General features: G+C 44.9%; 21 protein-coding genes and 1 tRNA gene. 6 read left to right on the forward strand and 16 right to left on the reverse strand.

Features of this window, described 5'->3' with window-relative positions:
* Positions 1-202: 202 nt before the first annotated feature.
* The 3 genes from MHH57_RS19425 to hsdR form a co-directional block, all read right to left on the reverse strand.
* The gene (locus MHH57_RS19425) at positions 203-1624 is read right to left on the reverse strand and encodes a restriction endonuclease subunit S (protein ID WP_342434423.1); all 1422 of its coding nucleotides are present in this window, start codon (positions 1622-1624) and stop codon (positions 203-205) included.
* Positions 1617-3068 carry an N-6 DNA methylase gene (locus MHH57_RS19430; protein WP_342434424.1) on the reverse strand — a complete coding sequence of 484 codons (1452 nt, stop codon included), beginning with the start codon at positions 3066-3068 and terminating at the stop codon, positions 1617-1619. The genes MHH57_RS19425 and MHH57_RS19430 overlap by 8 nt, the downstream gene beginning before the upstream one ends.
* 162 nt (positions 3069-3230) lie before the next feature.
* Positions 3231-6452 (reverse strand): type I restriction-modification system endonuclease, encoded by a 3222-nt coding sequence (hsdR, locus tag MHH57_RS19435; RefSeq protein WP_342434425.1) that lies wholly within the window; start codon positions 6450-6452, stop codon positions 3231-3233.
* 110 nt (positions 6453-6562) lie between these two features.
* Between hsdR and MHH57_RS19440 the strand changes: the two genes are divergently transcribed.
* A complete protein-coding gene (locus tag MHH57_RS19440) occupies positions 6563-6757 on the forward strand; it encodes a transposase (protein ID WP_342434426.1) in 195 nt (64 codons plus the stop codon).
* Between the two features lie 685 nt (positions 6758-7442).
* Here MHH57_RS19440 and MHH57_RS19445 read toward each other — a convergent pair.
* Positions 7443-7516: transfer RNA gene (locus tag MHH57_RS19445), tRNA-Arg, on the reverse strand.
* A gap of 174 nt (positions 7517-7690) precedes the next feature.
* On the opposite strand from MHH57_RS19445, the gene MHH57_RS19450 reads away from it, so the two are divergent.
* A complete protein-coding gene (locus tag MHH57_RS19450; protein ID WP_016324668.1) occupies positions 7691-7984 on the forward strand; it encodes a DUF4870 domain-containing protein in 294 nt (97 codons plus the stop codon).
* 324 nt (positions 7985-8308) lie between these two features.
* On the opposite strand, the gene MHH57_RS19455 is transcribed toward MHH57_RS19450, so the two are convergent.
* Positions 8309-8668 carry a hypothetical protein gene (locus MHH57_RS19455; protein ID WP_013311672.1) on the reverse strand — a complete coding sequence of 120 codons (360 nt, stop codon included), beginning with the start codon at positions 8666-8668 and terminating at the stop codon, positions 8309-8311.
* A gap of 163 nt (positions 8669-8831) precedes the next feature.
* Between MHH57_RS19455 and asnB the strand changes: the two genes are divergently transcribed.
* The gene (gene asnB, locus MHH57_RS19460; protein WP_342434427.1) at positions 8832-10676 is read left to right on the forward strand and encodes an asparagine synthase (glutamine-hydrolyzing); all 1845 of its coding nucleotides are present in this window, start codon (positions 8832-8834) and stop codon (positions 10674-10676) included.
* A 95-nt stretch (positions 10677-10771) separates the two neighbouring features.
* Here asnB and MHH57_RS19465 read toward each other — a convergent pair whose 3' ends face one another.
* From MHH57_RS19465 to MHH57_RS19475, 3 genes are all read right to left on the reverse strand, one after another.
* Entirely contained in the window at positions 10772-11404 is a 633-nt protein-coding gene (locus MHH57_RS19465; protein ID WP_165148721.1) for an XTP/dITP diphosphatase, read from the reverse strand.
* Entirely contained in the window at positions 11404-12165 is a 762-nt protein-coding gene (gene rph / locus MHH57_RS19470; protein WP_342434428.1) for a ribonuclease PH, read from the reverse strand. The genes MHH57_RS19465 and rph overlap by 1 nt, the downstream gene beginning before the upstream one ends.
* A 275-nt stretch (positions 12166-12440) precedes the next feature.
* A complete protein-coding gene (locus MHH57_RS19475) occupies positions 12441-13499 on the reverse strand; it encodes a GerMN domain-containing protein (protein WP_069011038.1) in 1059 nt (352 codons plus the stop codon).
* 152 nt (positions 13500-13651) lie between these two features.
* Between MHH57_RS19475 and MHH57_RS19480 the strand changes: the two genes are divergently transcribed.
* Together MHH57_RS19480 and MHH57_RS19485 are read left to right on the forward strand one after the other, a co-directional pair.
* The gene (locus MHH57_RS19480; RefSeq protein ID WP_069011037.1) at positions 13652-14209 is read left to right on the forward strand and encodes a phosphatidylglycerophosphatase A; all 558 of its coding nucleotides are present in this window, start codon (positions 13652-13654) and stop codon (positions 14207-14209) included.
* Positions 14210-14290: 81 nt separating this feature from the next.
* Positions 14291-14728, forward strand: a complete 438-nt coding sequence (locus tag MHH57_RS19485) for a GNAT family N-acetyltransferase (protein WP_342434429.1) — start codon at positions 14291-14293, stop codon at positions 14726-14728.
* 143 nt (positions 14729-14871) lie between these two features.
* On the opposite strand, the gene MHH57_RS19490 is transcribed toward MHH57_RS19485, so the two are convergent.
* The 5 genes from MHH57_RS19490 to MHH57_RS19510 form a co-directional block, all read right to left on the reverse strand.
* Positions 14872-15663, reverse strand: a complete 792-nt coding sequence (locus tag MHH57_RS19490; protein ID WP_165148718.1) for an SDR family oxidoreductase — start codon at positions 15661-15663, stop codon at positions 14872-14874.
* A gap of 105 nt (positions 15664-15768) precedes the next feature.
* Complete coding sequence (locus MHH57_RS19495) at positions 15769-16407, reverse strand: TetR/AcrR family transcriptional regulator (RefSeq protein WP_029518356.1); 639 nt, start codon at positions 16405-16407, stop codon at positions 15769-15771.
* Positions 16408-16652: 245 nt separating this feature from the next.
* Complete coding sequence (locus MHH57_RS19500) at positions 16653-17288, reverse strand: SDR family oxidoreductase (protein ID WP_029518355.1); 636 nt, start codon at positions 17286-17288, stop codon at positions 16653-16655.
* Positions 17289-17363: 75 nt separating this feature from the next.
* Positions 17364-18374 carry an MBL fold metallo-hydrolase gene (locus MHH57_RS19505; RefSeq protein ID WP_029518354.1) on the reverse strand — a complete coding sequence of 337 codons (1011 nt, stop codon included), beginning with the start codon at positions 18372-18374 and terminating at the stop codon, positions 17364-17366.
* A gap of 22 nt (positions 18375-18396) precedes the next feature.
* The gene (locus tag MHH57_RS19510) at positions 18397-19182 is read right to left on the reverse strand and encodes a class I SAM-dependent methyltransferase (RefSeq protein ID WP_029518353.1); all 786 of its coding nucleotides are present in this window, start codon (positions 19180-19182) and stop codon (positions 18397-18399) included.
* Positions 19183-19436: 254 nt separating this feature from the next.
* Here MHH57_RS19510 and MHH57_RS19515 point away from each other — a divergent pair, with 254 nt between their 5' ends.
* Positions 19437-20315 (forward strand): DUF72 domain-containing protein, encoded by an 879-nt coding sequence (locus MHH57_RS19515; RefSeq protein WP_029518352.1) that lies wholly within the window; start codon positions 19437-19439, stop codon positions 20313-20315.
* On the opposite strand, the gene MHH57_RS19520 is transcribed toward MHH57_RS19515, so the two are convergent.
* The 3 genes from MHH57_RS19520 to MHH57_RS19530 are packed head-to-tail and all read right to left on the reverse strand — an operon-like array spanning position 20307 to position 23630.
* A complete protein-coding gene (locus MHH57_RS19520; protein ID WP_029518351.1) occupies positions 20307-21422 on the reverse strand; it encodes a glycosyltransferase family 2 protein in 1116 nt (371 codons plus the stop codon). The genes MHH57_RS19515 and MHH57_RS19520 overlap by 9 nt on opposite strands.
* The gene (locus tag MHH57_RS19525) at positions 21419-22294 is read right to left on the reverse strand and encodes a methyltransferase domain-containing protein (protein ID WP_165148709.1); all 876 of its coding nucleotides are present in this window, start codon (positions 22292-22294) and stop codon (positions 21419-21421) included. Before MHH57_RS19525 ends, MHH57_RS19520 begins: the two co-directional genes overlap by 4 nt.
* Positions 22287-23630: a nucleotide sugar dehydrogenase gene (locus MHH57_RS19530; RefSeq protein WP_069011029.1), complete on the reverse strand. Its 1344-nt coding sequence runs from the start codon at positions 23628-23630 to the stop codon at positions 22287-22289. The genes MHH57_RS19525 and MHH57_RS19530 overlap by 8 nt, the downstream gene beginning before the upstream one ends.
* Between the last annotated feature and the right edge of the window lies 1 nt (position 23631).

The following is a 23631-nucleotide window of genomic DNA, read 5'->3' on the forward strand; positions in this document are numbered from 1 at the left end:
ACTAGGGGTTCGGTCAAATTACGTTCTAAGACCGAAAGTATCTTTAATCAATACAATAACTCTATTTGATATTTTAATCAATACTTATCATTTCGTTTTCAAAATCCACTTTCCATACGTGTATCAGGTACGACCATTCTTAGTATAGAAAACACTGATATATCGGAAAATACCGCCTGTGTATCTATTATCTAATCAACAACTATAACTTCTCTTGAAGAATTGACTTTAATAATTCAATTGCTGGTTCATCTGTTGGATCGTTTGTACCTAGTTCACCTTTGAAGGCTTTTGAGAGAACAGCAGACTTGATTTCATCGACATTTATATTCAATAATTCTTTAACTTGAATTTCCTTATTAAAGAATTCATCTAATAATTCTACAATTTTCAATTGTTCTTTTAAAGGAGGTAACGGTAATAGAAATTCACTAATCATAGTAGCACTTAAATTCTCTTGATTTCCACCCTTAGCAATACTCCTAAATCTATTATACCCCTCCATAAAGTAGTAATATAAGTATTCAGGTGTTATATAAGGAGAAGGTAATAATGCACAAACAGCTTGATTACATGTTGCTTCAATATCTAAAATAGCTGCTCGACCTCTGGTTAAACCTTGTCCATACATCGCCACTAATACCGATTTTTTGGGCAACCATTTAGCTGAACTTTTTTCTACACCTAATTGAGTGATATGTTCTTCTGCTTCTGAAATTCTATTCCATTTAATTTCACCTGTTTTTATCCATGGTACTTTACCATCTACATAATATTCTTTAAATGCCTTTTTTGGTGTACCACCAGAAGTTATTTTTAAAACATCACCTAACTTAACCCATTTCCATGTAGAAGGTATAGAATGTCTAATATCAGACTCAAGAATGTCAGGATTAATTTTCGCTTTAAAAGTAGCTTCTGATTTCAATTTTTTATATAGAATATGTGCATCTTCTACAACTTCATTTTTTCTAAATGAAGTTGTCAATTCACCTTTTAATGCTGCTTCTAAAACCCCTGCACGTCTAAGTCCAAAAGTTTCTTTCGCTTCATCAATCAGTTGTTTAGCTTCATCAATTTTAGCAAATAAAATTTCAATTTTACTAACATTTTTTTTCAATTCATATACTGGAGGTAATGGAACAGGTAACTCATTCATAACACTTGGTGATACTCGTGGTAAGTTTATCCCACTACTATTAGAATTAGCATATTCAATAACAAATGGCATGTTTAAATAATCATTTAAAAACTTTGTATAAATTTGCTCTGAAGTTCTATATACCAGTATATCTGTCGATGCCACTCCATCAAATTCTGCTATATAATGTTTATTTAAATAAGGACGCAATTTACCGTAAAGTAGATCACCTTTTTGAAATACAACTTTTTTACTTTTTAACTCTTTAGCATCACCTATCCCTAAAAGTCCTCCGCCTTTTTGTAGGTGTTCGAGACCAACATAATACTCACTGCCATCTGGATCTTTTTGCAATTTAACATGTTTAAATAATGTACCCAATCTTGTCCAAACCCACTTGTCAGGAACCTCAAAAGGTTGTTCATCTTCTGGCACTAACGCTTCCTCTAATAACTCATCCAAACTCTTTTTCTTCTTACTCATGCTCTTTCACCTCAAGCATTTTCAATTCAGCCACTACTTCATTTAATAAACCGATTGCTTGTTGTAATTTATCAACCGCTTCTTCTGCTGATTCAATAGGGTCTGGTAAATTGTCATAAGCTGATAATGATTCATCTGCAATTAAACCAATATCTAAGTTATCACCTTTAGCTGCAATCGCTTCACGTGTAAATAGATTCCATCTTTCATCTTGCACTTTTGTACGTTCTTCAGACATATAAGCTTCGATGAAACCATCAAAATGCTTTTCTGTTAAAGGTGTACGTTTACCGAATGTTGGCATATTTGTACGTAAATCATATACCCAAACTTCTTTTGTATTGCCTTCATCTTTTGTTCCACGTTCGAAGAATAGGACATTTGTTTTTACACCTTGCGCATAAAAAATCCCTGTTGGTAATCGAAGAATTGTGTGAAGATTACATTTGTTCATCAAGTCTTGACGAATTTTAGCACCTACACCATCTTCAAATAATACGTTATCAGGTAATACAACAGCTGCACGTCCTGTACCATCTGTTACAAGCGAATTATAAATAAGCTGTAAGAAGTTTAACTGCTTATTAGATGTTTCAAATGTTAAGTCATCACGTGTAGCACGTTCTCCACCTTTTTTTGTACCGAATGGTGGATTTGTTAGTACGACGTTAAAGTTCTTCATCCATTTACCATTTGTAGATAAAGTATCTCCTTGCTCTAAACGCCCTTCCATATCATGAAGTAATGCGTTCATTAAGGCTAAACGGTGGGTATCTTTTACAAGTTCCATTCCTGTGAAAGCCTCTTTCTTTTGGAACTCAGCCTCTTCTGGTGAAAGATCAAAATAATCATCAGTTTTTTCTTTTAAGTAACGGTCTGCTGCGATCATGAAACCAAATGTACCAGCTGCTGGGTCATTGCATCGCTCACCTACTTTAGGATCAATCAGTTTTACCATTACATCAATTAATACACGTGGTGTGAAGTATTGTCCTGCACCTGATTTTTTCTCACTCGCATTTTTTTCAAGTAAGCCCTCGTATAAATCGCCTAAACCTTCTTCTTTTGCGTTGTACCAATCTAACTCATTAATTGATTTCAGCAATTTCTCGAGGTTTTTTGGCTCATCAATACTTGTTGATGCACCGCTGTAAATTTGGCGTAAGCGTTCATTATTAACTTCTGATGATCCTAATTTTAATAATAATTCTTGATAAAATTCTTTTAGTTGAATTCCTTCTTTATTTAATAAGTCATCCCAACGATAAGCTTCTGGAATAACTGATTCACCTTTTCGTTCTCCACCATTATCATCTTGCTCTTTCATCATTTTTAAAAATAGAATATATGTTAATTCGGTTACATATTGCTGGTATGTAATCCCATCATCACGTAATACGTTTGCTAAGCCCCAAAGTTTTGAGACGATTTCTGTGTTATTCATGTTCTTCCTCCATGTTTCCTTTAATCTTTGTACATTATAACCTTTTTAGGTTAATCGCTCTATTAGAACTATCAAAAAAGGAGTTCCAATATAAGAACTCCTTCACACATTATTCAATAATTGTCCTTAATGTAAAAATAATCTATAAATTACCACAGCTTTTTAACTAGCATATAAATTCTCATTAATTAGCTTCACAATTTGATCGACTTCTTCACCTAGTTCTTTCTTCAAACGATTATATCCGCCCTGACTTTTAAATGGCTCTTCTGAAAAAGCATCTTGTGGATTCGGTGAAAGAACAGGCATTTCAATGAGTTGCTTCTCAATTCGTTCTAGCCATTTACGCTGTCTCGGTGTCCAATCATGCATAGAATATACTTTTTTCATTGCATTTTTCACACGTGATTCAGTAGACACTAAAGCTTCACCTAATGCTGCTTGACGAATGAAACTAATAATATCAGCTGCAATTTCTTCATTCTTCGCTTGTTTCCATGCTGTTTGTAAATGATCTTGCTTAAAGTGCTTTGTTGCTAAAATAACTTCAATTTCACGTAAGTCTTTACGAGTTAAGTCTTTCGGTCGTGTACACACAATTTGAAGTGCAGGGATTTCATTCATATTTTCTCGAATGAACTGTACAAAACCATCTAAATAATCGGTTGGTCGCTCGTTACCTTCCCCGTACCCACGTTTTACATCCGTCACTTCATCTTCATGATTTGCAATGACTTGTAGCTCTTTCTTCGTTTTATATGTCGCTACATAATCAAACAATACGCTATGATTCTGTGCTTGCTCAGGTGTGTAGGTTTGTAATTCTTTCGCCCATTCATCTACTGTTACACCTTTTGAAAGCTGCTCAAATTGTCGTTTTGCCTCATCATTGAATGTTTGTTTCTTACGTTGCACCTTTGCCACTAATTGATCTAAAAAGTGCTGTGCCTCATCTTGCGTCTCTGCTTGTATAAAGGATTCATGCAGCTCTGCTATTGTTACCTTTTGCTGCTTCACAACAGGCTTCATATCTGTATATTGCTGTAACTGATTATAGATTCCCACCGCATCAAAAATACGGAAATGAGATTTTTCAATCTCTGGACATAAACGAGTAGCACGCCCTAACATTTGATCGTATAGAATACGTGACTTTATACGGCGTAAGAAAACAATGTTTGTAATCTTCGGTACATCAATACCTGTCGTTAGTAAATCGACTGTTACGACGATATTTGGTAAGCGTTCATTTTTGAAACGTTTAATCATTTCATTTGGTTGATAAATCGAACCTGTAATTTTAACAATTGCATCATCTGATACATCATCACCGTTTTCTGCAAATGCTTCCTTTAGTAAACGAACGATTAAATCAGCGTGTTGATCTGTTGCTGCAAAAATTAATGTTTTTTCTTCGCTTTCTGGATCAATATAATCAATTAATTTTGTTAAAACTGCCCGGTTAAAGCCTTCTGTAATCACTCGTTTGTTAAAATGCTCTACTTCAAATTTCAGTTCATCCTCTAGCTGCTCTAAAATGATTTCGCCTTCTTCTGGATCATAAACCTCTACTTCTTCGCCTTTTTCAAACGAAATACCATGCTGTTGTAATTCCGTTTCGAATAAATAAGGTGGCTCATGGTCGACTAAATAGCCATCTAAAACCGCTTCTGTATAAGAATATTTATAAATCGGTGAACCAAAAATTTCTGTCGTATGAAGTGCTGGTGTAGCTGTCAGACCAAGAACTGCCGCATCGAAATAATCAATAACTCTACGGTATTGACTTACATAATCATTTTGATCTCGGAATAGTAGCTCATCATCTGTCATTTCTCGGTCACTTGTATAACCTCGGTGTGCTTCATCGACAATAATAAAATCATATTGTCCAACAGAAGGTAATTGCTCTTGATCGCTATAGAATAAGCGTCTTACCATGCCTTGAACTGTTGCAATTTGCAACTTTGTTTCCACATCTGGTGTCATATCTTCAAGTGATTTCACATCATAAATCGATGAAAACGGTAAACCATTTTCCATCTTAGAATCTTTTAAAGCATCTGCCGTTTGTTGACCTAGTGAATTACGATCGACTAAAAATAATATTCGACGACATTTCTTCGCTTTAATTAAACGATACATAAGAGCGATTGCTGTACGGGTTTTCCCTGTACCTGTTGCCATTGCAACAAGCATTTTTCTAGCTTCTTGCATTAATGCTTCTTCTGCTGCTAATACTGCTTTTTGTTGGTAGTCACGTAAACCAAACTTCGTAATATCCTCGTTTTTTAAGCTTTCATTTGCTTGTCTATCATCCACGTCTAATAGCATCTTTAAATCTGATGGTGAGTGCCAACCTTCTAAAGCATGGGATCGCTTCGTTTGATTACGTGCATCCCAAAACCAAATACCCGATTGATCTTCAAGCTGTCTTAAATACGGTCTACCATTAGAAGCAAAAATAAACGGCACTTTATATTCTCCATTTGATGGCAATAATTCAATACCTTCTATTGCTTGTACTTCACGTGCATATACTTTTGCTTGGCTTTCAAGTGCTGATGGAATATCACGATGCTTTGCTTTTGCTTCGACAATACCGACCAATTTCAGCCCAATGAATAAAGCATAATCCGCATATTTCGAACCAACTTTCCATTCTGCTATCGCCATATTTTTATTTTTTTCGGGCATCGTTTTATGTTTCTTTTGATTATATTTTTCTGTATCAACAAGCCAGTCAGCTGCACGTAATTTATCATCAATTAAAATACGTGTTTGAGCTTCTGATAAACGATGCTTTTGAATATGTAGCTTTGATTTTTCTTTACGTCTTACACGTACATCTTTTGTAATTTCATCCTTTGTAATTGTATCAAGCTGCGTTAGAAGTTCTTTTTCCTTTTTAGCAATTTCTTCTTCTAAAGCTTGCACCTTCAATTGAAGCTCCTTAGAACTCTCTTCTCTTTCTGGCTCTCTATATGTAGGTGCGACAAATTCCCAATCAATATATACTTCCATAAACCAAATCGAGATTTGATACGCCAATGCTAGTAACTGTTTTGCTTCTTCTGTCGTACCATAGGATGCTTCATGAGAAGCGGTATTCCCTTTTCTGCGTAACGTGTGGAATATATCTAACATTTCTGGCTCTGCTAATCCTTCTTTTTTCATTGTATTTAAACGGTCTACTTGCCTTGTATCATACGCTTCACGAATGTTATCAGATGCTAAAACAGCTTTTGCAATTGATTCACCTAATAAACGTAATTTCATAATGGAAGTATGCGGATCATTATATAAATTATGCTCGGCACTTTCTCCAAGCTTCGCTAATACTTCCCATTCTCCTTTAAAAAAAGAAAAGTTACTCATTATCATCATCCACCACTTTTCTAAGTATTTGATTTAATTGTACTATAATAGGAATTATTGGACTAGGAGAACAAACATTTCAATAAAGCTTATCGTTTCGAAGTTTTAGTCGTGGTATGTGTTCAGAGCGAGTCTGTAAAATATATTGCGTCAATCTGGATGCCACCCACTTCAAGGGCAAACAAGACGGGGCCATGATCAACAAGGCCGCCTACATGGTCATTGGCATCGATTTGGACGGAAACAAGGATGTGCTAGGCATGTGGATTGGTGAGAATGAGCCCTCAGTTCTGGCTGAGTGTGCTGAATGACTCAAGAATCGTGGAGTTCAAGACATTCTCATTATCTGCGTGGATAACTTGTTCGGGTTTCTCTCAGGCAATTGCAGTCTGCTATCCTAAACTGAAATCCAAAAGTGTGTCATTCACCAAATCCGTAGCTCCACTCGGTAGTTTCGTACAAGAATATTAAGAAAGTAACTGCCGACTTAAAGCCCATTTACAAGACAGCTACCGAAGAAGGCGCCATACTTGAACTCGACCGTTTTGAGGAGGTCTGTGGAGCCAAATATCCCCTTATAATCCGTTCTTGACGAACTATTGGGATGAGCTCGCTACCTTTTTTTTAAATACCCGCTAGAGATTCGCAGACTCATCTACACCACCAATAGGATTGAGCGTTACCATCGACGTCACTCGAAAATGGACAGGTCGTGTCCAAAACTGAGGCCAAATGTTGCTCCAGATGTCGGTCTTTTTCCCCGATCGGGTCGGTCAACACTTGCGATAAATCGCTACTTCCCCCTCGGGGGAATCTGTGCCTAAAAGAGTTTTCACAAAATTTTTGACAGACCCTCCTTTTCAGAGGAACTGTCCCACTTAGCTTGACAATCCGTAATATAAAAAAAAGGGATTCTGCATCAGTGACCGAAGCCCTGACCGAAGCCCTAATTTCTCACAAATCCATTATATCAACGGTTTGTGACTGATTAAATTACGTCCCAGGAGGGATTCGAACCCCCGACCGACGGCTTAGAAGGCCGTTGCTCTATCCAGCTGAGCTACTGGGACAAGATGGTGATCAATAAAACTTTATGTATTCAGCGCATTGATTATTATATCACATTTCGAGCAACTGTCAAAAGCATTTTTTTCATGATGTAGGGAAGCTGGCTGCAAAGGAATCATTTGGACGCTAACGGGGTATTATGTACAAAGAACCATGCATAAAGGAGGGGTTAATCCGTGAGAGGTCTTTTGTCGTCACTTTGTTATTTCAGCATTTTCTTCGCACCTTTTCTAGTGCCTGTCATTGTGTGGATTGCAGTACGGGACGAATATGTTCAGGGACATGCAAAAAAAGCTATTTTATCGCATATTTTCCCCATTATTGCGGCGATTCCGCTAGTGTATTTTATTATAACGGCGAATCATGCAGGTTCAGTGATCGGGTTTGTACTGCTATTCGTAGTGGTCTATCTCGGGGTTTTTGTGTATAACATCTACAAAGGAATTATGACGCTGCGTGAAGCGGCTTAGTTCAAAAGAAGCCTCCTATATTCCGCAAATTTGGCGGGATACAGAGGCTTCTTTAGGGTTATTTTTGATGAGTTGCTGTTGCTATTTAGTTCAATGGCTATGGCTACTTATTTATTCCCAAAGCGTTTAGGGCTTCTACGTACCTCATGTCTTACGTTTTTCTCCAGCACTTCTTCTGCAAACTCATTGTTATGAATATAACTGCTGCCTTTATTTTTCTTATAATTCGCTTTGCCGTCTATGATTTCCCCCTCCTTTCACGCTGATCCGGCGATGGCGCCGGGGCCCAAATCAACAAAAGCCGAGGCATAGCACACCATATCCTCATGCCCCGAACTCCTTGGCGAACTCTGTACTGAGTTGCCCATACGAGAGCAATTCTTTTTTGAACTTCTCTCGCTCCTCACCAGCAGTAATGTGTGTAGAATCGGTAAAAGCCTTGTCTGTCACTTCCTCAAATGCCGAATGCAGGTTATTGTCGTACCAATCCAGCTCCAGATCGGCGTCATTGCGGATGATCCGTACCATGTCGTAGTCATGCTGACCATCCGTCTGATCCTTGGCCGTGATATAGACCAGCAGTTCCGGGTCATCCGCGGCACCAGGCCGCACCTCTACCTCAGCGCAACGCACTCCGTCAAGTTCAGTGAAGCGGCGGATTTTGGCATCCTTGATGTAGTACATGGTCTTCCTCCTTCCTTGCGAGTAGACGGGTTGCCCCATCAGTAGTTTTCGGAACGGACAGACATTTTATGCTTCTTTTCGGCATATATACTGTTGAACTGGGGATTTAGTTTTTGATTCATTCCAACACTGGATGAACACGATAAAGAGAGGATGAACAGACATGTGCGGAATTACAGGTTTCATACAGTGGAACGGAGACTTAATGCATCAATCTGAGCTGCTGCTGAATATGACACAAACGCTCTCCGATCGCGGACCAGATGCTGCGGGTACCTGGATATCCAATCCGTGTGCCTTCGGACACCGAAGACTGAGCGTTATGGACCCGGAAAATGGCGCTCAACCCATGATCCGGCAGCTGGAGGATATCACTTATACGATTGTATATAACGGGGAAATATATAACGCGCCTGAGCTGAAAAAAGAGCTGCAACAGCGCGGGCATTTTTTCCGTACACAATGCGACACGGAGGTGCTGCTCGAATCCTATATCGAATGGGGCCCCGAATGTGTGGATCGGTTAAACGGCATTTTTGCGTTTGCAGTCTGGGATAGTGAGCGGGAGCAGGTATTTCTGGCACGGGATCGGCTGGGAGTGAAGCCGCTATTTTATAGCCAGACCGAAGAAGTATTCGTATTTGGCTCAGAACCCAAAGCACTGCTTCAGCATCCAGCGGTAGAAGCAGCAGTGGACGCCGAGGGATTGGCTGAAATTTTTATCATCGGGCCTGCACGTACCCCCGGACACGGCGTCTATTCGTCTATGAAGGAGCTACGCCCCGGGCATACGCTAACTTACAGCCGCGACGGCGTGCGCATTCAAGCCTACTGGACACTGGAAAGCATTGCGCATGAGGATAACACCGAAGAAACGGCGCTTAAGGTACGAGAACTGTTGCTGGATACGGCGGAGCGGCAGCTCATTTCGGATGTTCCGGTGTGCACCTTATTGTCTGGCGGGTTGGATTCAAGCGCTCTATCCGCATTAGCTGTCGATTATTACAAACGTACCGGGCAGGGACAAGTTCATACGTATTCGGTCGATTATGTGGATAACGACAAGCATTTTAAAGCCCATGCGTTTCAACCCGGAGCCGATGCCCCCTGGATTCAGCGGATGGTGGATGAATTAGGGACAAATCATCACTGGATTGAATTCGATACGCCAGAAGTTGTAGCAGCTCTGAACAACTCCACGCTAACGCGGGATTTACCCGGAATGGCGGACGTGGATTCGTCACTGTATCTCTTTTGCCGGGAGATTAAAAAAGGAGCTACGGTCGCTATTTCCGGCGAGGCTGCGGATGAAGTTTTTGGCGGATATCCTTGGTTCCACCGGGAGGATATGCTGAATTCGGGTACATTCCCGTGGGCAGTTGCACCCGACATGAGAGCCAGTCTGTTGTCTCCCGAAGTGCGGGACTGGATCAAGCCGCTGGAGTATTTGAACGACCGCTACTCCGAAGCGGTAGGAGAAGTGCCGAAGCTACCAGGAGAAACAGGAAAAGCTGCACAAATGCGCGTTATGTCCTATTTGAACATCACCCGCTTTATGCCTACTCTGCTGGACCGCAAGGATCGGATGAGTATGGGAGCCGGACTCGAAGTGCGGGTGCCGTATTGCGATCATCGATTGGTGCAATATGTATGGAACATTCCGTGGAGCATCAAGATGACAGGCGGACGTGAAAAAGGTATTTTGCGCAAGGCGCTTGAGGGTGTACTGCCGGATGATGTGCTGTATCGCAAAAAAAGCCCATATCCCAAAACGCATAACCCTTCCTACCTTGAGGCTGTGAAAAGGCAGGCGCTGCAGCTACTGGATGACTCCTCTTCCCCACTGATCAAGCTGATTGATGCGCAAAAGGTACGCGATATTGCCGCCTCACCAGAGGCATCCACCAATCTGCCTTGGTTTGGTCAACTGATGTCGGGTCCCCAGTTGTTTGCCTATTTGGCCCAAGTGGATAACTGGTTGCGCACTTACAAGGTAGCTATTCGATAAGCTAAAAATACCAAAAAGGCTATCCGCAGCTCATGACTGACGGATAGCCTTATTTCGTTATGTGAATGGGGGATGATTTCGCCCCTGCTACCAAGCTATGCCTGTGGATTACCCAGCTTTGTTGCCAAATTACGCAGAGCTATCCCTCGGTGACTGATAGCCTGCTTTTGTTCCAACGTCAGCTCGGCCATTGTCTTCTCAAACTCTGGCAAATAAAACAGCGGATCATACCCAAACCCACCGCTGCCGGCGGTTTCAGTAGTAATCCAGCCTTCCACGGAACCTGTCGATTCCAGCGTCTCGCCAGTCTGCGGATTATACAGAATCAAGGTACAGACGAATTGAGCCGGGCTAAGCAAAGGCTGTCCCGTATCATCACCCAGCTGCTTCGATTCCAGAACGTCGAGCAGCTTAATATTGTTTTCGTGATCGCTGGCACCTTCTCCAGCATAACGGGCAGAGTATACCCCCGGTGCACCGTCCAGCAAGTCCACGCAGAGGCCTGAATCATCGGCCAGCACGGGCAATCCGAGCACATCTCCAACCGCTTTAGCTTTTTTCAGTGCATTTTCGGCAAAGGTTTTGCCATCTTCAACGACATCAGGAATGTCGGGATAATCGTACATGCTTCTGACTTCCTTGCCAAACGGCGCAAAAGCATGCGCAAATTCCCGCACTTTTCCTTTATTTTTCGTAGCGACAATGACGACCGGGCCATCCAGCTGCATTAGGCGCCAGCTCCTGTACGTCCAGCACCGATCTTATCAGCAATCGGTCCAAGTACTTCTTTTTGGCGCTCAATCATTTGCAGAATCCCTTGTTCGCCCAAGCTAAGCAGTTGATCCAATTCGTTACGGTCAAATGGGCTTTCTTCACCTGTACCTTGCAGCTCGACATATTTTCCACTGCCAGTCATGACAAGATTCATGTCCACTTTGGCCCTGGAATCCTCTTCATAGTTCAGATCCAGCAACGCTTTTTCACCTACAACCCCTACGCTGACGGAAGCCAGAAAATCGGTAATTGGAAAAACAGGCAGCTTGTGCTGGGTAGCAATTTTATTGACCGCAATCGCCAACGCTACGAAAGAACCGGTAATTGAGGTTGTACGTGTTCCGCCGTCCGCCTGAATGACATCACAATCCAACGTAATCGTCCGTTCACCAAGCGCCTGCAAATTGACCACCGAACGCAATGCTCTTCCAATCAGACGCTGAATTTCCATGGTACGGCCTGTCAGCTTGCCACGCGCAGCTTCACGCTGATTACGGCTATGAGTCGCACGCGGAAGCATGGAATACTCTGCGGTTACCCAGCCTTTTCCTTGTCCCTTCATAAAGGGGGGGACGCGTTCTTCTACAGTAGCCGTGCAAATGACTTTCGTCTCGCCAACCTCTATAAAAACAGAGCCCTCCGCGTATTTATTTACTCCTGCTGTCAATTTCATCGGGCGCAGCTCATCACCGTTTCGTCCGTTAGATCTACTCATGCTTTTTCCTCCTACGTCATATGCAACCTGTTCTTATATGTTTATTTTACCAAAGTGTGCAGGCAAAAGCACCCCAAGGACGATTCCCGCCCTTAAAGAGGTTGTTCAAAAAGTCGTCTTTCCATGACGAAGCTAATCAAGAAGCGGATTCAACGTCGAATCTTGAATTCAGCCGGGCCTTCCGTTGCTCACGTAGATCTGTCTACGCTCCGCTACTCAGTCCCTAGCTTCATCCAATCTTCTCGGTCCTGAAAAGCCGACTTTTGAACACGCCCTTAAAGAGGGATTTCGTTAATATGCTGCGGCTTGGCTACAGGCTCTCCATAATTTTGATTATTTTGTCCAATCACGCTTTTTTCACCATTCAGTTCAATCCGAATTTTTGTTTTGACTGCATCATCTGAATTGTCTGCCGCTGTCAGCACAACCGATTCCAAAAATTCAGCAGGCACGGCTTCTCCCTTAGCAAACATATCATCCGAGAGCGATACCGTAATGACGTTGTCTTTGGAGCGTTCTACTGATTTCAGTGCCGTCTCTCCTGTCATCACTTCTTGTAACCCATCTTTGGTCTGCGGCCCTTGAATCAATTGATGCAGTGCTGACTGGACACGATCTTTTTCAGGGCTGACCAACCGTGTTACAGGTACATAGTATTGAACTCCAGCAGGAGAAGATGAAGAGAAATACACAGTGACTGGACTAGAATCCAGTGGTGTTACGCCATGACCAATCTCCAAGTTAATACCTACTGCACGTGTCAACGGATGATCCAGCGGTGTGCCGCCAACAGGCATTTCGTTCAGCTTTTTGCCCTCCACCCAGATCTGTACGCTCTCAATATCAGGACGGTCGGTCAGGGTCCAGGTCAAGCTCTCCATTAATTTTCGTTCATCCTGTGGCTTATAGTTGGCGAAAGATTTGTTGAATTCGACAACAGCCAGCTTGTTGTTCTTGTCCACTGTCACACTTTTCACTTCCGTGCCTTGGGGAATTACACCTTTAAATCCCTCTGGCAATAATCCGGCATACGGCCCCCCCTCAACCAGGGCTTCCAGCGCCGACTTGGCATCTGCCTGTACATCCCCTGTAGCCATCGGTAAAGATACCGGGGCCAGCAAACCGTTATGATCTTGCAAAAAAACAGCCCTCAGTTGCCCTGTACTGGCAGGTGCTTTTCCGGTTACAGCCTTAATCATGGACTGCTCTGTCGTGGACGGCGGGGGGTCAATGGATGCCGATTCGTTGCCGAAAAGGCTGCAGCCTGACAACAACAGGGGTAGGGATAGCAGTCCAGCTACAGAGGTCATACGCCATGGGTGTTTTATATTCATAAGTGAAGTTCCTCCCTAACAATTTTGTACAGATTGTACTAATATGTATACAAGCCTCGCGTAAAAAATAACTACTTTTTCAGCAGACTGGACACACTGGTCATAATTGCAGTAGAAATCAGGATCTATACGAGGAGGGTAACTTCAATTTTATGGACAAGAAAAAAGTACCTTACAGCCTGAACAGTAAAAAGGTAGCTGATGCCACCCGCGAGTGGCTGCACAAGCGTGGCGTTAACATGACTGAAATCGCAGAACTGGTCATGCTTTTACAGAAAAAATATTACCCAACCCTAACGATGGAAGAATGTATGGAGAATGTGGACAAGGTACTGATGAAGCGCGAGGTTCAAAATGCCGTGCTCACGGGCATCCAACTGGATATCCTTGCAGAACAGGGCGCTCTTCTTCCCCCATTGCAGGACATGATTGAAAATGATGAGGGATTATACGGGGTGGATGAAATTCTGGCCTTTTCCATTGTAAATGTGTACGGCAGCATTGGATTCACCAATTACGGTTATGTCGATAAACTCAAACCAGGTGTGCTGGAACGCCTGAATGATAAAAGCCTCGGGCCGATCCATACGTTCCTGGACGACATTGTGGGCGCTATCGCAGCTTCGGCCAGCAGCCGTATCGCCCATCGCAAACAGGCAGAGCGTGAGCAAGAGCTTGGGGAAGAAAGCGCACCGAATACAACACGTTAAACAACATGCTAAATAACATGCTAAATAACAAACAACGCGTGGGAATATAACAGATATATAAGGGTTAGAGGAGAACTAGACATGGCAAACATTACTGAAGGGTATGCATTCCGTACGATGCAGGCTAATGATTATGATCAAGCCATTGAGCTGTGGAATGTCTTAGACGGATTGGGATTAAGCGAGGCCGACTCACCGGAGCGAATTGCACGCTTTTTACAGCGAAATGAAGGACTTAGCTTTGTCTGTGAGTACAACGGGAACATCATAGGCACGATTTTAGCGGGCCACGATAGTCGCAGGGGGTTTCTGTATCATCTGGGTGTAGCTGCAGCACATCGTGGTCAAGGGATCGCGCCCAGATTGGTGGATAAAGCGTTATCTGCTTTGCTGAGAGAAGGCATTGATAAATGTCATCTGTTTGTGATGGAGCATAACGCAGGGGGTCAACGCTTCTGGTCAGCTAATGGCTGGGAGAAACGGGATGGAATTTTACTATATTCCCGAGGACTAGAATAGGATCTAAGCGCTTGATCTATACAAATAGGAACACCGGGTCTGATTCAAGTCGAGCTATAAACGATCAGACCCGGTGCATAATACTCACAGCTTATTCATTAGCCATTCTAACCTTTCAAGCTCAGATTACCTTCATTCATAAATTACAATCCATTTTGTGGACGCAGTGCACGTTCTACAATTCCCAGCGTGGATTGACGAGAGAAGAACCGGGACACCTGAGCTACCCAATAGTTTTGGCGACCGGAAATGATGTGACTACGCCCCTTTTCAAATGCTCTCAACGCGTTCTTCACAACGGTTTGGGGAGTTTCCCTAATTCCAATTGACGCTTCACTTGCGCCAACAATATCAAAAAACGGCGTTTCTGTTGAGCCTGGACAAAGGGCCAGAACCTTAAGCCCCCGTTTCCGGTTTTCGGCCCATAGCGCTTCAGTAAAAGAAAGCACAAATGCTTTGGTTGCTCCATATACGGCCATATATGGATCGGGCTGAAATGCGGCTGTGGAAGAAACATTGATGAGTCCCCCATCCCGCTTACGCAATAAATCAGGCATAAATGCATGTGTGATATCGACTAAAGCAGCCACATTGAGCATCACTTCCTCATGCTGTCGTTCTCCTGAAACCTGCTCAAAGTATCCATAGGTGGCAAAACCCGCGTTGTTAATCAGGAGATCTACCTTTAGCTGTTGTTTTTGAACCTCCTGATGCAATGTCTGGGATGCTCCGGGTGTGGAAAGATCCAGCGCAATCACTGTTGCTTTTACGTTATATTTAGCTATGAGCTCCTTGGCCAGCGCTTCTAATTTGGTTTCATTCCGAGCTACCAAAATGAGGTCACATTTCTTAGCTGCGAGCGAATAGGCAAATGCCTCGCCAATACCGGATGATGCCCCTGTGATCAGAGCTGTTTTGTTTGCGTACATAAACATGATGATAACCTCCATAGTATCGTTGTTTTATTTTAGAAACATTGTTACCACTACTCTATAATGAACTGAAGTCATCTACTATGACGACCTCAGTACACTTCATTTTTACGATGGGGATGAGGATGTTTTAAATGCTACGAGCGTATTCTTCAGTGTAAATGCATACACCCCTTGAGCCATATCTACATCTGAAAAATGACCTGCAAACTGAAGATGTATGACCCCATGTAAAGCAGACCAAAACATCCGGACAACCAGCAACGGATCATGCTCTTTCAATGCTCCCTGCTCCATAGCGTGTATGACGGTTTGCAGAATTCGTGACAGTGCCGTTGTGGTCCCCTCCAAGCTCTGTTCATCCGGCTTGAAATCAGACAATGCCCCGCCAAACATCATTTTATAATAGGCTGAATGGAGCTGTGCAAATTCCCAGTACGCCCAGCATAGAGCTTCCAGATCAGCGAGTACGCTTTCGGTAACAGGTACTTGCTGGAAGGTTTCAGCCAATAGCCGACATCCATCCAGGTACATCTCATTGGCAAGACCATCCTTACTGCCAAAAATATTGTAAATGATCTTGGTGGAACAGCTTAATTTCTGCGCAACTCGCCGTACGGTCACAGCCTCAGGCCCTTCTTCCACAAGAAGGATGCATGCGGCATCGATGACATTTTTACGTAGCAATTGCTGCTGCTGTTGCTTCACTTCCGAATAGGTTTTATAGGGAGGCGATGGCTCGGACATGATTGAATGCACTTCCTTTTGCTTGAGGATTTTGCAAAATCCTGGCTTATTAAAAACTGTTGCTTGTTGCTACTATAATAAATTAAAGAACTACACAAGACTTTCGGGAAACGGTGTTTCCGTTAAGAATCATAGTATTCTAAGCCTGAGTATTTGTCAAATAAAAAAAGAAACACAATAAGTAGATACACTTACCGTGCTCTGGTTGATTGCTTAAAAATGAAGCTATGTTGGGTGTTTCACGATCAGTAGGCAATACCTACCCGTGTACGGATAAATTCGTAACTCTTGCATTGCCAATAAGTAAAATCAGCCGTATCCGCGGTGGTAATTTGTGAGCCACCTTCAGGCAAAAAATCTTTTTCCACGCGATAAATACCTGTCCGCGCTCCGTCCGGTAGATAGGTTGGACATACGATTGTCCAGTCTAGTGCCGATTCACGCAGCAATTCGTACACTCGCCGATGTTCCTGGGCCGCACGAGTGCTGCGTCGTCGGGTATCGTAGGACTCGTAACGATACAGGTCCGGTTCGGTCCGGCTTTGCAAAATTCCTGCCGTTCCTACCGTAATGAGCCGAGAAATGGACTGTTCCTGCATGAGCCGGATCAGCAGGGCTATATTAACGGATAAGGTAGTCGTTCCATCCGTATTCAGCGCACTGATCACAGTCGTCGCCCCACCCTTCAGCGCCTGTGCTACGTCCTCTCCATTAGTGGCATCGCCTTGTACGATTTGCAGCTGATTCCCATATCCAGGTATGTAATCCTCCAACTTGTCCGGTGAACGAACAAGGACCGTAACGGTATGACCGTCCGCTAACGCATAATCTAATATATACCGTCCTACGCGTCCGGTAGCTCCCAGCAGCAGCAAATTCATAAAGTCCTCTTTTCCGGCATGCATGCCGCTTGTCATGTTGTTTCGTTATGTCACTTGTTGGTCAACTTTCCGTGACTATTGACGGCAAAAGGGATAGAAGCGCGTGATTGGGTTCGTCTCGCTCATAGAGGCCCGTTCACGGCGCACCAGCTCCACCAGATGAGCCAGCGTCTCGGACATGGCAAACCTTAGCTGGTGAATACCCAGCTTGCCACCGAACATGGCAATGCACAGCTCATAGGCTGTGCTTCCCTCCGGTTGGATCAGCTGCTGAAATTTCTCCAGTCGTTCTTCATGATGTGCCAGCAACGCTTGCGTCCGCTCCCGAAAATAACCAAACGGATTGCGGTGCCCCGGATATGCCCACGCTACCTCCAGCTTACCTAGACGCTGCAAGCCGTCTACATAAGACTTCAACGGCTGGGCATCACTGCCCGGCAGCAGACTGATATTAGGAGAAATCTGCGGCAAAACTGCGTCACCGCAGAGGATAACACCGCTATTCGGGTCATATAAGGACATATGTCCGGGCGCATGCCCTCCCGTCTCGACGGGCAGCCAACTGCGTCCACCCCATTCCAGACGAGCGTCTATGCCGGTAGGAATAACGGTAATCTCAGGCTGTGGATTCACTTGCAAATAAGCCTGCCGCATATGTAATTCCAAGGCCGGCACTTGCTCCAAAGGAAAACCATGCTGGACAAAAAAGCTGGGAAGCCTGTTCTCCATAGCGACCGTCGATTCTGGAGCGTCCCACATCATCATCGCTTCCTTATGGCTTCGGGCTGACATATGTACACGAGCCTGACTTTGCTGCTGCATCCAGCCCGCCAATCCGTAATGATCGGGGTGATGATGAGTGACCACAATGTCCGAAATATCCCCAAAGGACATTCCCAGCTGGTGGAAGACATGCGCCCATTCTGCCTCGGTGTCCATATTGCGCGGCCCCGGGTCTACAATTGTAAAACCGTGCTCTCCCTTGAGCACATAGCTATTCACCCAGCGCAGCGGAAAGGACATGGATATTTTGACCTGAAAGCCTCCGTCTATTCGCTCACACGGTGTAAGCTCTGGCATTTTCATGGCTTCCACCCGCCTTTCTGTTTCAAGCCCGCACGCCGACAAAAATCATTCGAGGCGAAGCATCTTCAATATATTGATCTTCATTATAGCTTCCGTGTACCTGCTCTACAGATAGTCCGGCTTGCTCTAGCAATCCACGAAACTTCTCATATGGATATAGCTTCACTCGTTCATGATACACGCGCGCAGGTTCTCCCTCAGTAGGAGTCGTGCCCAGAGCAGAGGCTGCCTCAGTGCCCGTAACGGATGCAGCTGACCGAATCGCAATTTGCTTTTTCACAAATCCATCTTCAATGACCCGATGCTCCTCAATCCAATTCCCTTCATCCTCCCGCGACGAATGCGGTACCAAATGAGCGGCTACGTAAGCAGGGTTCAAATAATCTATGATAAAGCGTCCTCCCGGCTTCAACAGCCGATATATTTCCTTTAGCACTTTAAGCTGCTCCTCATCCTGTTCAAAATAACCAAAGGAGGTGAACAAATTCATCACCGCGTCATAGCTTTCATCCAGCGGCACCTCTCTCATATCCCCTTGATGCCAACTTACCCGTCCTTCGGAATCAGCTGCACGAGCTTCTCTCAGCAGCACATTGGAAAGGTCCACACCTGTCACCTGATAACCTGCATCTGCGAGCGCAAGCGAATGACGTCCCATCCCACAACATAAATCCAATACGCTGGAGCCTTGCGGTAATTTAAGCCAGGAGATCATTTTTTGCACTTCCTGATAGGCTCCCTGAAAGTCGCGATGCTTGTATACCAATAAATAATCTTCCCCAAAGCTTTGCTCGTACCATTCTGCCATATCGTTTCTCCTCCATGAACTCATTTCGCTCTATTACATACTATATTAGCTTTTTCAAACTGGAAACTCAAAAGCATTACGAATAAGGGTTTTGCAAAATCCTGAATAAGGAAACATGTTACAATAACCGTATTTGAGCTTAAATATTCATAGGAACTTCATACCAACTTCATGTGATTCACCCCATTTTATCATTAAAATGATTCATGGGAACGCCTTTAGAAGTTTTCATGAAGGAAAGGAGCGGGGAAATTATGATTCAAATTGGACTTACGGGTTGGGGCGATCACGATGACTTGTATCCAACGGGTACCAAAGCTAACCAAAAACTAAGTATCTATGGAAGCCATTTTCCGGTAGTAGAAATGGATAGCTCTTTCTATGCGGTGCAGCCCACAGATCGTATGGCACGCTGGGCGGCGGAAACCCCTGACTCTTTTTCATTTCTCGTCAAAGCCTACCAAGGCATGACTGGACATACCCGCGGCAAGCAACCTTACTTCAAAACAATAGATGCCATGTACGAAGCACTGCATGCATCGATACAGCCTCTTCACGAAGCGGGCAAGCTCAAAGCCGTGCTGTTTCAGTACCCACCCTGGTTCGACTGTACACGTGAGAATGTCGCTGTACTGCGAGACACAAAAAATAGGATGGGAGAGGTCCCATCCGTACTTGAATTCAGACATCAAAGCTGGTTCACACCCGATTTTCGGAAACAAACGCTGGCATTCATGCGTGAAGAAGGCTGGATACACAGCGTATGCGACGAGCCGCAGGCAGGACCAGGGTCGGTTCCCATTGTGCCGTTGGCTACAGACGGTAATCTGACAATCGTACGTCTCCACGGGCGGAACATATCGGGCTGGAATCAAAGCTCTGCACCGAATTGGCGGGAGGTTCGTTATCTGTATCGGTACAATGAACAAGAGTTGACCGAATGGAGAGACAGGTTGCTGGAGCTGGAGCAGCAAAGCCGCGAGGTGTGTGTTATTTTCAACAACAACTCAGGTGGAGACGCCGCTGCTAATGCCAAGCAGCTCATGACCATGCTTGGCATGGACCCTAAACCTTTTCCCCCTCGCAAGCCACACGAAGAGAATAACGGGCCGGAACAGCTTGAACTATTTTGAGGAACGGGCTGAGGGTGGGGAGTTGGAAATAGCCTCCTTGAGCTTGCGTGCATTATCCAGTAAATGCGGGTCGTCAGGTAAATAGCGTAAAGCGGTCTGGTTATGCTCATACGAAGCGTCCAGCTGACCTACATGGGCATAGCAATGGCTGAGCCGCACATGAGGTAACCAGGAGTAGCATGGTAGTGGAACAGGTCGCATACCCGGAAGGTGATGCTGTTGCTCCAATGCCTTTTCGTACCAGTACGCGGCAGTGCTCCATTCGTTTCTTGTGAAAAACCAGTCACCGATCATGCAGCACAAGTCTGATTGCGGTACACCGTATCGAAAGGAACGTAACAGACGATCCAGCTGTTGCTCCGGCTTCCCGAGGTGAAGATAGCATTCCGCCGACCGCGCACAAGCGGTAATCCGATCCTCACGGTAGCCGCTCGGCTCCTCCAACAGAAGATTGAACGCCTCTACCGCCTCGGCATATTCTTTACGGTCAAAACATTCATTGGCGTGCAAATACAGCAGACGCCCCTCCAGCTTGCCGCTTTCGCTGATCCACCGGGCGAGAATACGTTGGTTACGGAGCATGTGGTCTTGCATTCGGCGGTGTGTTACTGCCACATCTGAATGAACGATTTGCCCCTGAGGTATCACCAGATCCTCATGCAGACGCCCTTCCCAGCGGTATTGTCGCTCGCGCTTCACGAGACGGATACGGCGTGAGGTGAACAACAGTTCACCCTGCTCCCCCTCTGCCAAATGAAGTGGCATCACCACTGCGTCGATATCCTTAGACAAACGCTGCTTCAAGGCACGCAGGCGCTCACGATCCGGCTCCAGCAGCACATCGTCCGCATCCAGCCACATGACGTAGGAACACGTCGCCTTGTCAAATGATTCATTACGGGCGGCTGCAAAATCATCCTTCCATTCAAATGTATATAGCCGATCCGTATAGCGCGCCGCTATCGTCTTCGTCTGATCCGTCGACCCCGTGTCCACAATAATGATTTCATCCATCAGGTCTGAGACCGAATCCAGACAGCGGGTAAGTGTGTGCTCCTCGTTCTTTACGATCATGCACAAGCTGATGGTCATTGGATGCTCAGTCATGACTTCACGTCATCCCCTTTACCTTTGGCTGATTCTCCCCTCGTTTTTCCGGTAGACTCGCCAGCAGTATATGCAACTCTCCTTTCAGCCTGCGTCTTGTCTAACTGTTCGACACGTGCATACCTTTCCATCGGCAAAAGTTGTTCCTCCATATACCGGATTCGCTGTACCGCCTTGTCGAGTGCGGCCTTTCGCTGATTCATTTTGCGAACATGCTGCTGCTCCACCAGTCGAAATTGCTCCTCGTCCAGTTTCATCCACTCATTCAGATGCGCTGCCTCTGGTTTGACCTCACGCAGTTCTTTCGACTTCTTGCGGCCTGCAAAGCACAAATATTTGTGATGCACCTCCAACGCTTGTTCATCAAAATAAGGATACAACACACGGGAGAGGCTCCCGGCATAGTAAGTCCGCTTGTGATCATGAAACGGATGGTAACCATAAGGTACAGACAAGACGAGCGTACCCTTTTTATTCAACAAGCGGTAAGCATGAGCCAGCAGGTTGTCGGGATGCGCAAAATGTTCCAAAATCTCCCCTAAAATAATGGTGTCAAATCCACCGGGAGGACGCTCAAATTGTGAAATGTCCTTTAACTGAAAGTGGACTCGTCCCCGGATGGGTGCGGATTCCTGACGAAGTTCTTTTTTTGCATAAGAAATGCTGCCCTCTTCCAAATCAATTGCCGTTACCTCAAAGCCTTCCCGCCCGAGCAAAATAGCCGTTATGCCCTGACTGCACCCAACATCCAACACCGTATGACCCTGTACATGGCGACAAATCCAGTGAATTCTATTGCGGGTGGCTTCATGAGATTCCTCCGAATTAATCTGCCCGTAATAACGTTCGTTTACCTGATCACGGTTAGCCAACAGCGGCGCCCCCTCCGGGATGCCCCAAGATCACGACATGTCCACCTGTGCAATGTGCAGTCGCATTACGTGTATCGAAGACCAGCGGGGCATGGTCGACCAGCTGTTGGTAATTCACCACAGAATGGTCTGTCGTAATGACTACGATATCTGCACTTTCCCATAGCTGGGCATTTGCCGTCCGAGATGGGATTTCTTCACCGTTCAGCTTAAAACTTGATACATACGGGTCGGTGAAGCTAACCGAAGCACCCATTTTAGTTAAATGCTCGAACAGGACAAGAGCCGGGGATTCGCGAACATCATCAATGTCCTTTTTGTAGGCCACACCTGCCAGAATGATGTTGGCTTTGTTTATGGCTTTATCTTTCTGAGCAAGCATAGCTTCAATTCGCTCCGTAATATACAGCGGCATACGCCGATTCATGCGATCTGCCAAGTCCACGAATTCCAATGGAAAACCATGCTGCTCGGATTTCCATGACAAGTATAGCGGATCAACCGGGATACAGTGCCCCCCGATGCCAGGTCCCGGATAAAAAGGCATATAGCCGAATGGCTTGGTGGCCGCTGCATCCAGTACCTCCCATATATTGATGCCAATTTTCTCACAGGCGGCTGTCAACTCATTGACCATTCCAATGTTGACGCTGCGGAACGTATTCTCGAATAGCTTGGCGGCTTCCGCCACGGTCGTCGAGCTTACCGGAACAATCTGGTCCAAAAAGGACCCATAAAACCCTGCTCCCACTGCCAGACAATCCGGCGTGCAACCGCCGATCACCTTGGGTGTGTTGCGAATGTTAAAATGAACGCTACCCGGATCCACACGTTCCGGCGAGAAGCACACATAGAAATCCTTACCTACCGTCCAGCCCCTGCGCTGCTCTATCACCGGTCGAATCAGTTCCTCGGTCGTTCCCGGATAGGTGGTGCTTTCCAGAATCAACAGTGTTTGTCTACGCAAATGAGGTATAGCCTGATCAATAGCCGTTTCAATATAGGACGTATCCGGCTGGTGTCCGTCCGTCAGCGGCGTAGGCACGCAGATCACGACGATATCCGCTTGCTCCAGTACCTTGATATCCGTAACCGGATGCAATTGCTGTCCAATCAGACCTTCCAATGCATCATCACCAATGTCTATGATGTACGACTTTCCTTGAAGCAGCTTGGCTACTTTGACGGGATCGGAATCCACACCATATACATCATAACCAGCCTTTGCCATTTCCACTGCCATGGGCAGCCCTACATAACCGAGGCCGATTACCGCAACCTTTATAGTTCCTTTAGTTATTTTTTCCATAAGCTGCAAAATACCCACCTCTTTCATC

Origin of the sequence: Paenibacillus sp. FSL H7-0442, from assembly GCF_038593105.1 — a bacterium.
Lineage (GTDB): Bacteria > Bacillota > Bacilli > Paenibacillales > Paenibacillaceae > Paenibacillus > Paenibacillus polymyxa_D.

Bases quoted from the DNA above. Each gene is read 5' to 3' on its own strand.
- MHH57_RS19430 (WP_342434424.1), bottom strand. From the start codon at position 3,068: ATGAATAACACAGAAATCGTCTCAAAACTTTGGGGCTTAGCAAACGTA.
- asnB (WP_342434427.1), top strand. From the start codon at position 8,832: ATGTGCGGAATTACAGGTTTCATACAGTGGAACGGAGACTTAATGCAT.
- MHH57_RS19500 (WP_029518355.1), bottom strand. From the start codon at position 17,288: ATGAATTTGCTGCTGCTGGGAGCTACCGGACGCGTAGGACGGTATATA.
- MHH57_RS19510 (WP_029518353.1), bottom strand. From the start codon at position 19,182: ATGGCAGAATGGTACGAGCAAAGCTTTGGGGAAGATTATTTATTGGTA.
- MHH57_RS19505 (WP_029518354.1), bottom strand. From the start codon at position 18,374: ATGAAAATGCCAGAGCTTACACCGTGTGAGCGAATAGACGGAGGCTTT.
- MHH57_RS19475 (WP_069011038.1), bottom strand. From the start codon at position 13,499: ATGAATATAAAACACCCATGGCGTATGACCTCTGTAGCTGGACTGCTA.
- MHH57_RS19495 (WP_029518356.1), bottom strand. From the start codon at position 16,407: ATGTCCGAGCCATCGCCTCCCTATAAAACCTATTCGGAAGTGAAGCAA.
- MHH57_RS19455 (WP_013311672.1), bottom strand. From the start codon at position 8,668: ATGTACTACATCAAGGATGCCAAAATCCGCCGCTTCACTGAACTTGAC.
- MHH57_RS19425 (WP_342434423.1), bottom strand. From the start codon at position 1,624: ATGAGTAAGAAGAAAAAGAGTTTGGATGAGTTATTAGAGGAAGCGTTA.
- rph (WP_342434428.1), bottom strand. From the start codon at position 12,165: ATGAGTAGATCTAACGGACGAAACGGTGATGAGCTGCGCCCGATGAAA.
- MHH57_RS19515 (WP_029518352.1), top strand. From the start codon at position 19,437: ATGATTCAAATTGGACTTACGGGTTGGGGCGATCACGATGACTTGTAT.
- MHH57_RS19520 (WP_029518351.1), bottom strand. From the start codon at position 21,422: ATGACTGAGCATCCAATGACCATCAGCTTGTGCATGATCGTAAAGAAC.
- MHH57_RS19440 (WP_342434426.1), top strand. From the start codon at position 6,563: ATGTGTTCAGAGCGAGTCTGTAAAATATATTGCGTCAATCTGGATGCC.
- hsdR (WP_342434425.1), bottom strand. From the start codon at position 6,452: ATGATAATGAGTAACTTTTCTTTTTTTAAAGGAGAATGGGAAGTATTA.
- MHH57_RS19480 (WP_069011037.1), top strand. From the start codon at position 13,652: ATGGACAAGAAAAAAGTACCTTACAGCCTGAACAGTAAAAAGGTAGCT.
- MHH57_RS19530 (WP_069011029.1), bottom strand. From the start codon at position 23,630: ATGAAAGAGGTGGGTATTTTGCAGCTTATGGAAAAAATAACTAAAGGA.
- MHH57_RS19490 (WP_165148718.1), bottom strand. From the start codon at position 15,663: ATGTTTATGTACGCAAACAAAACAGCTCTGATCACAGGGGCATCATCC.
- MHH57_RS19485 (WP_342434429.1), top strand. From the start codon at position 14,291: ATGGCAAACATTACTGAAGGGTATGCATTCCGTACGATGCAGGCTAAT.
- MHH57_RS19465 (WP_165148721.1), bottom strand. From the start codon at position 11,404: ATGCAGCTGGATGGCCCGGTCGTCATTGTCGCTACGAAAAATAAAGGA.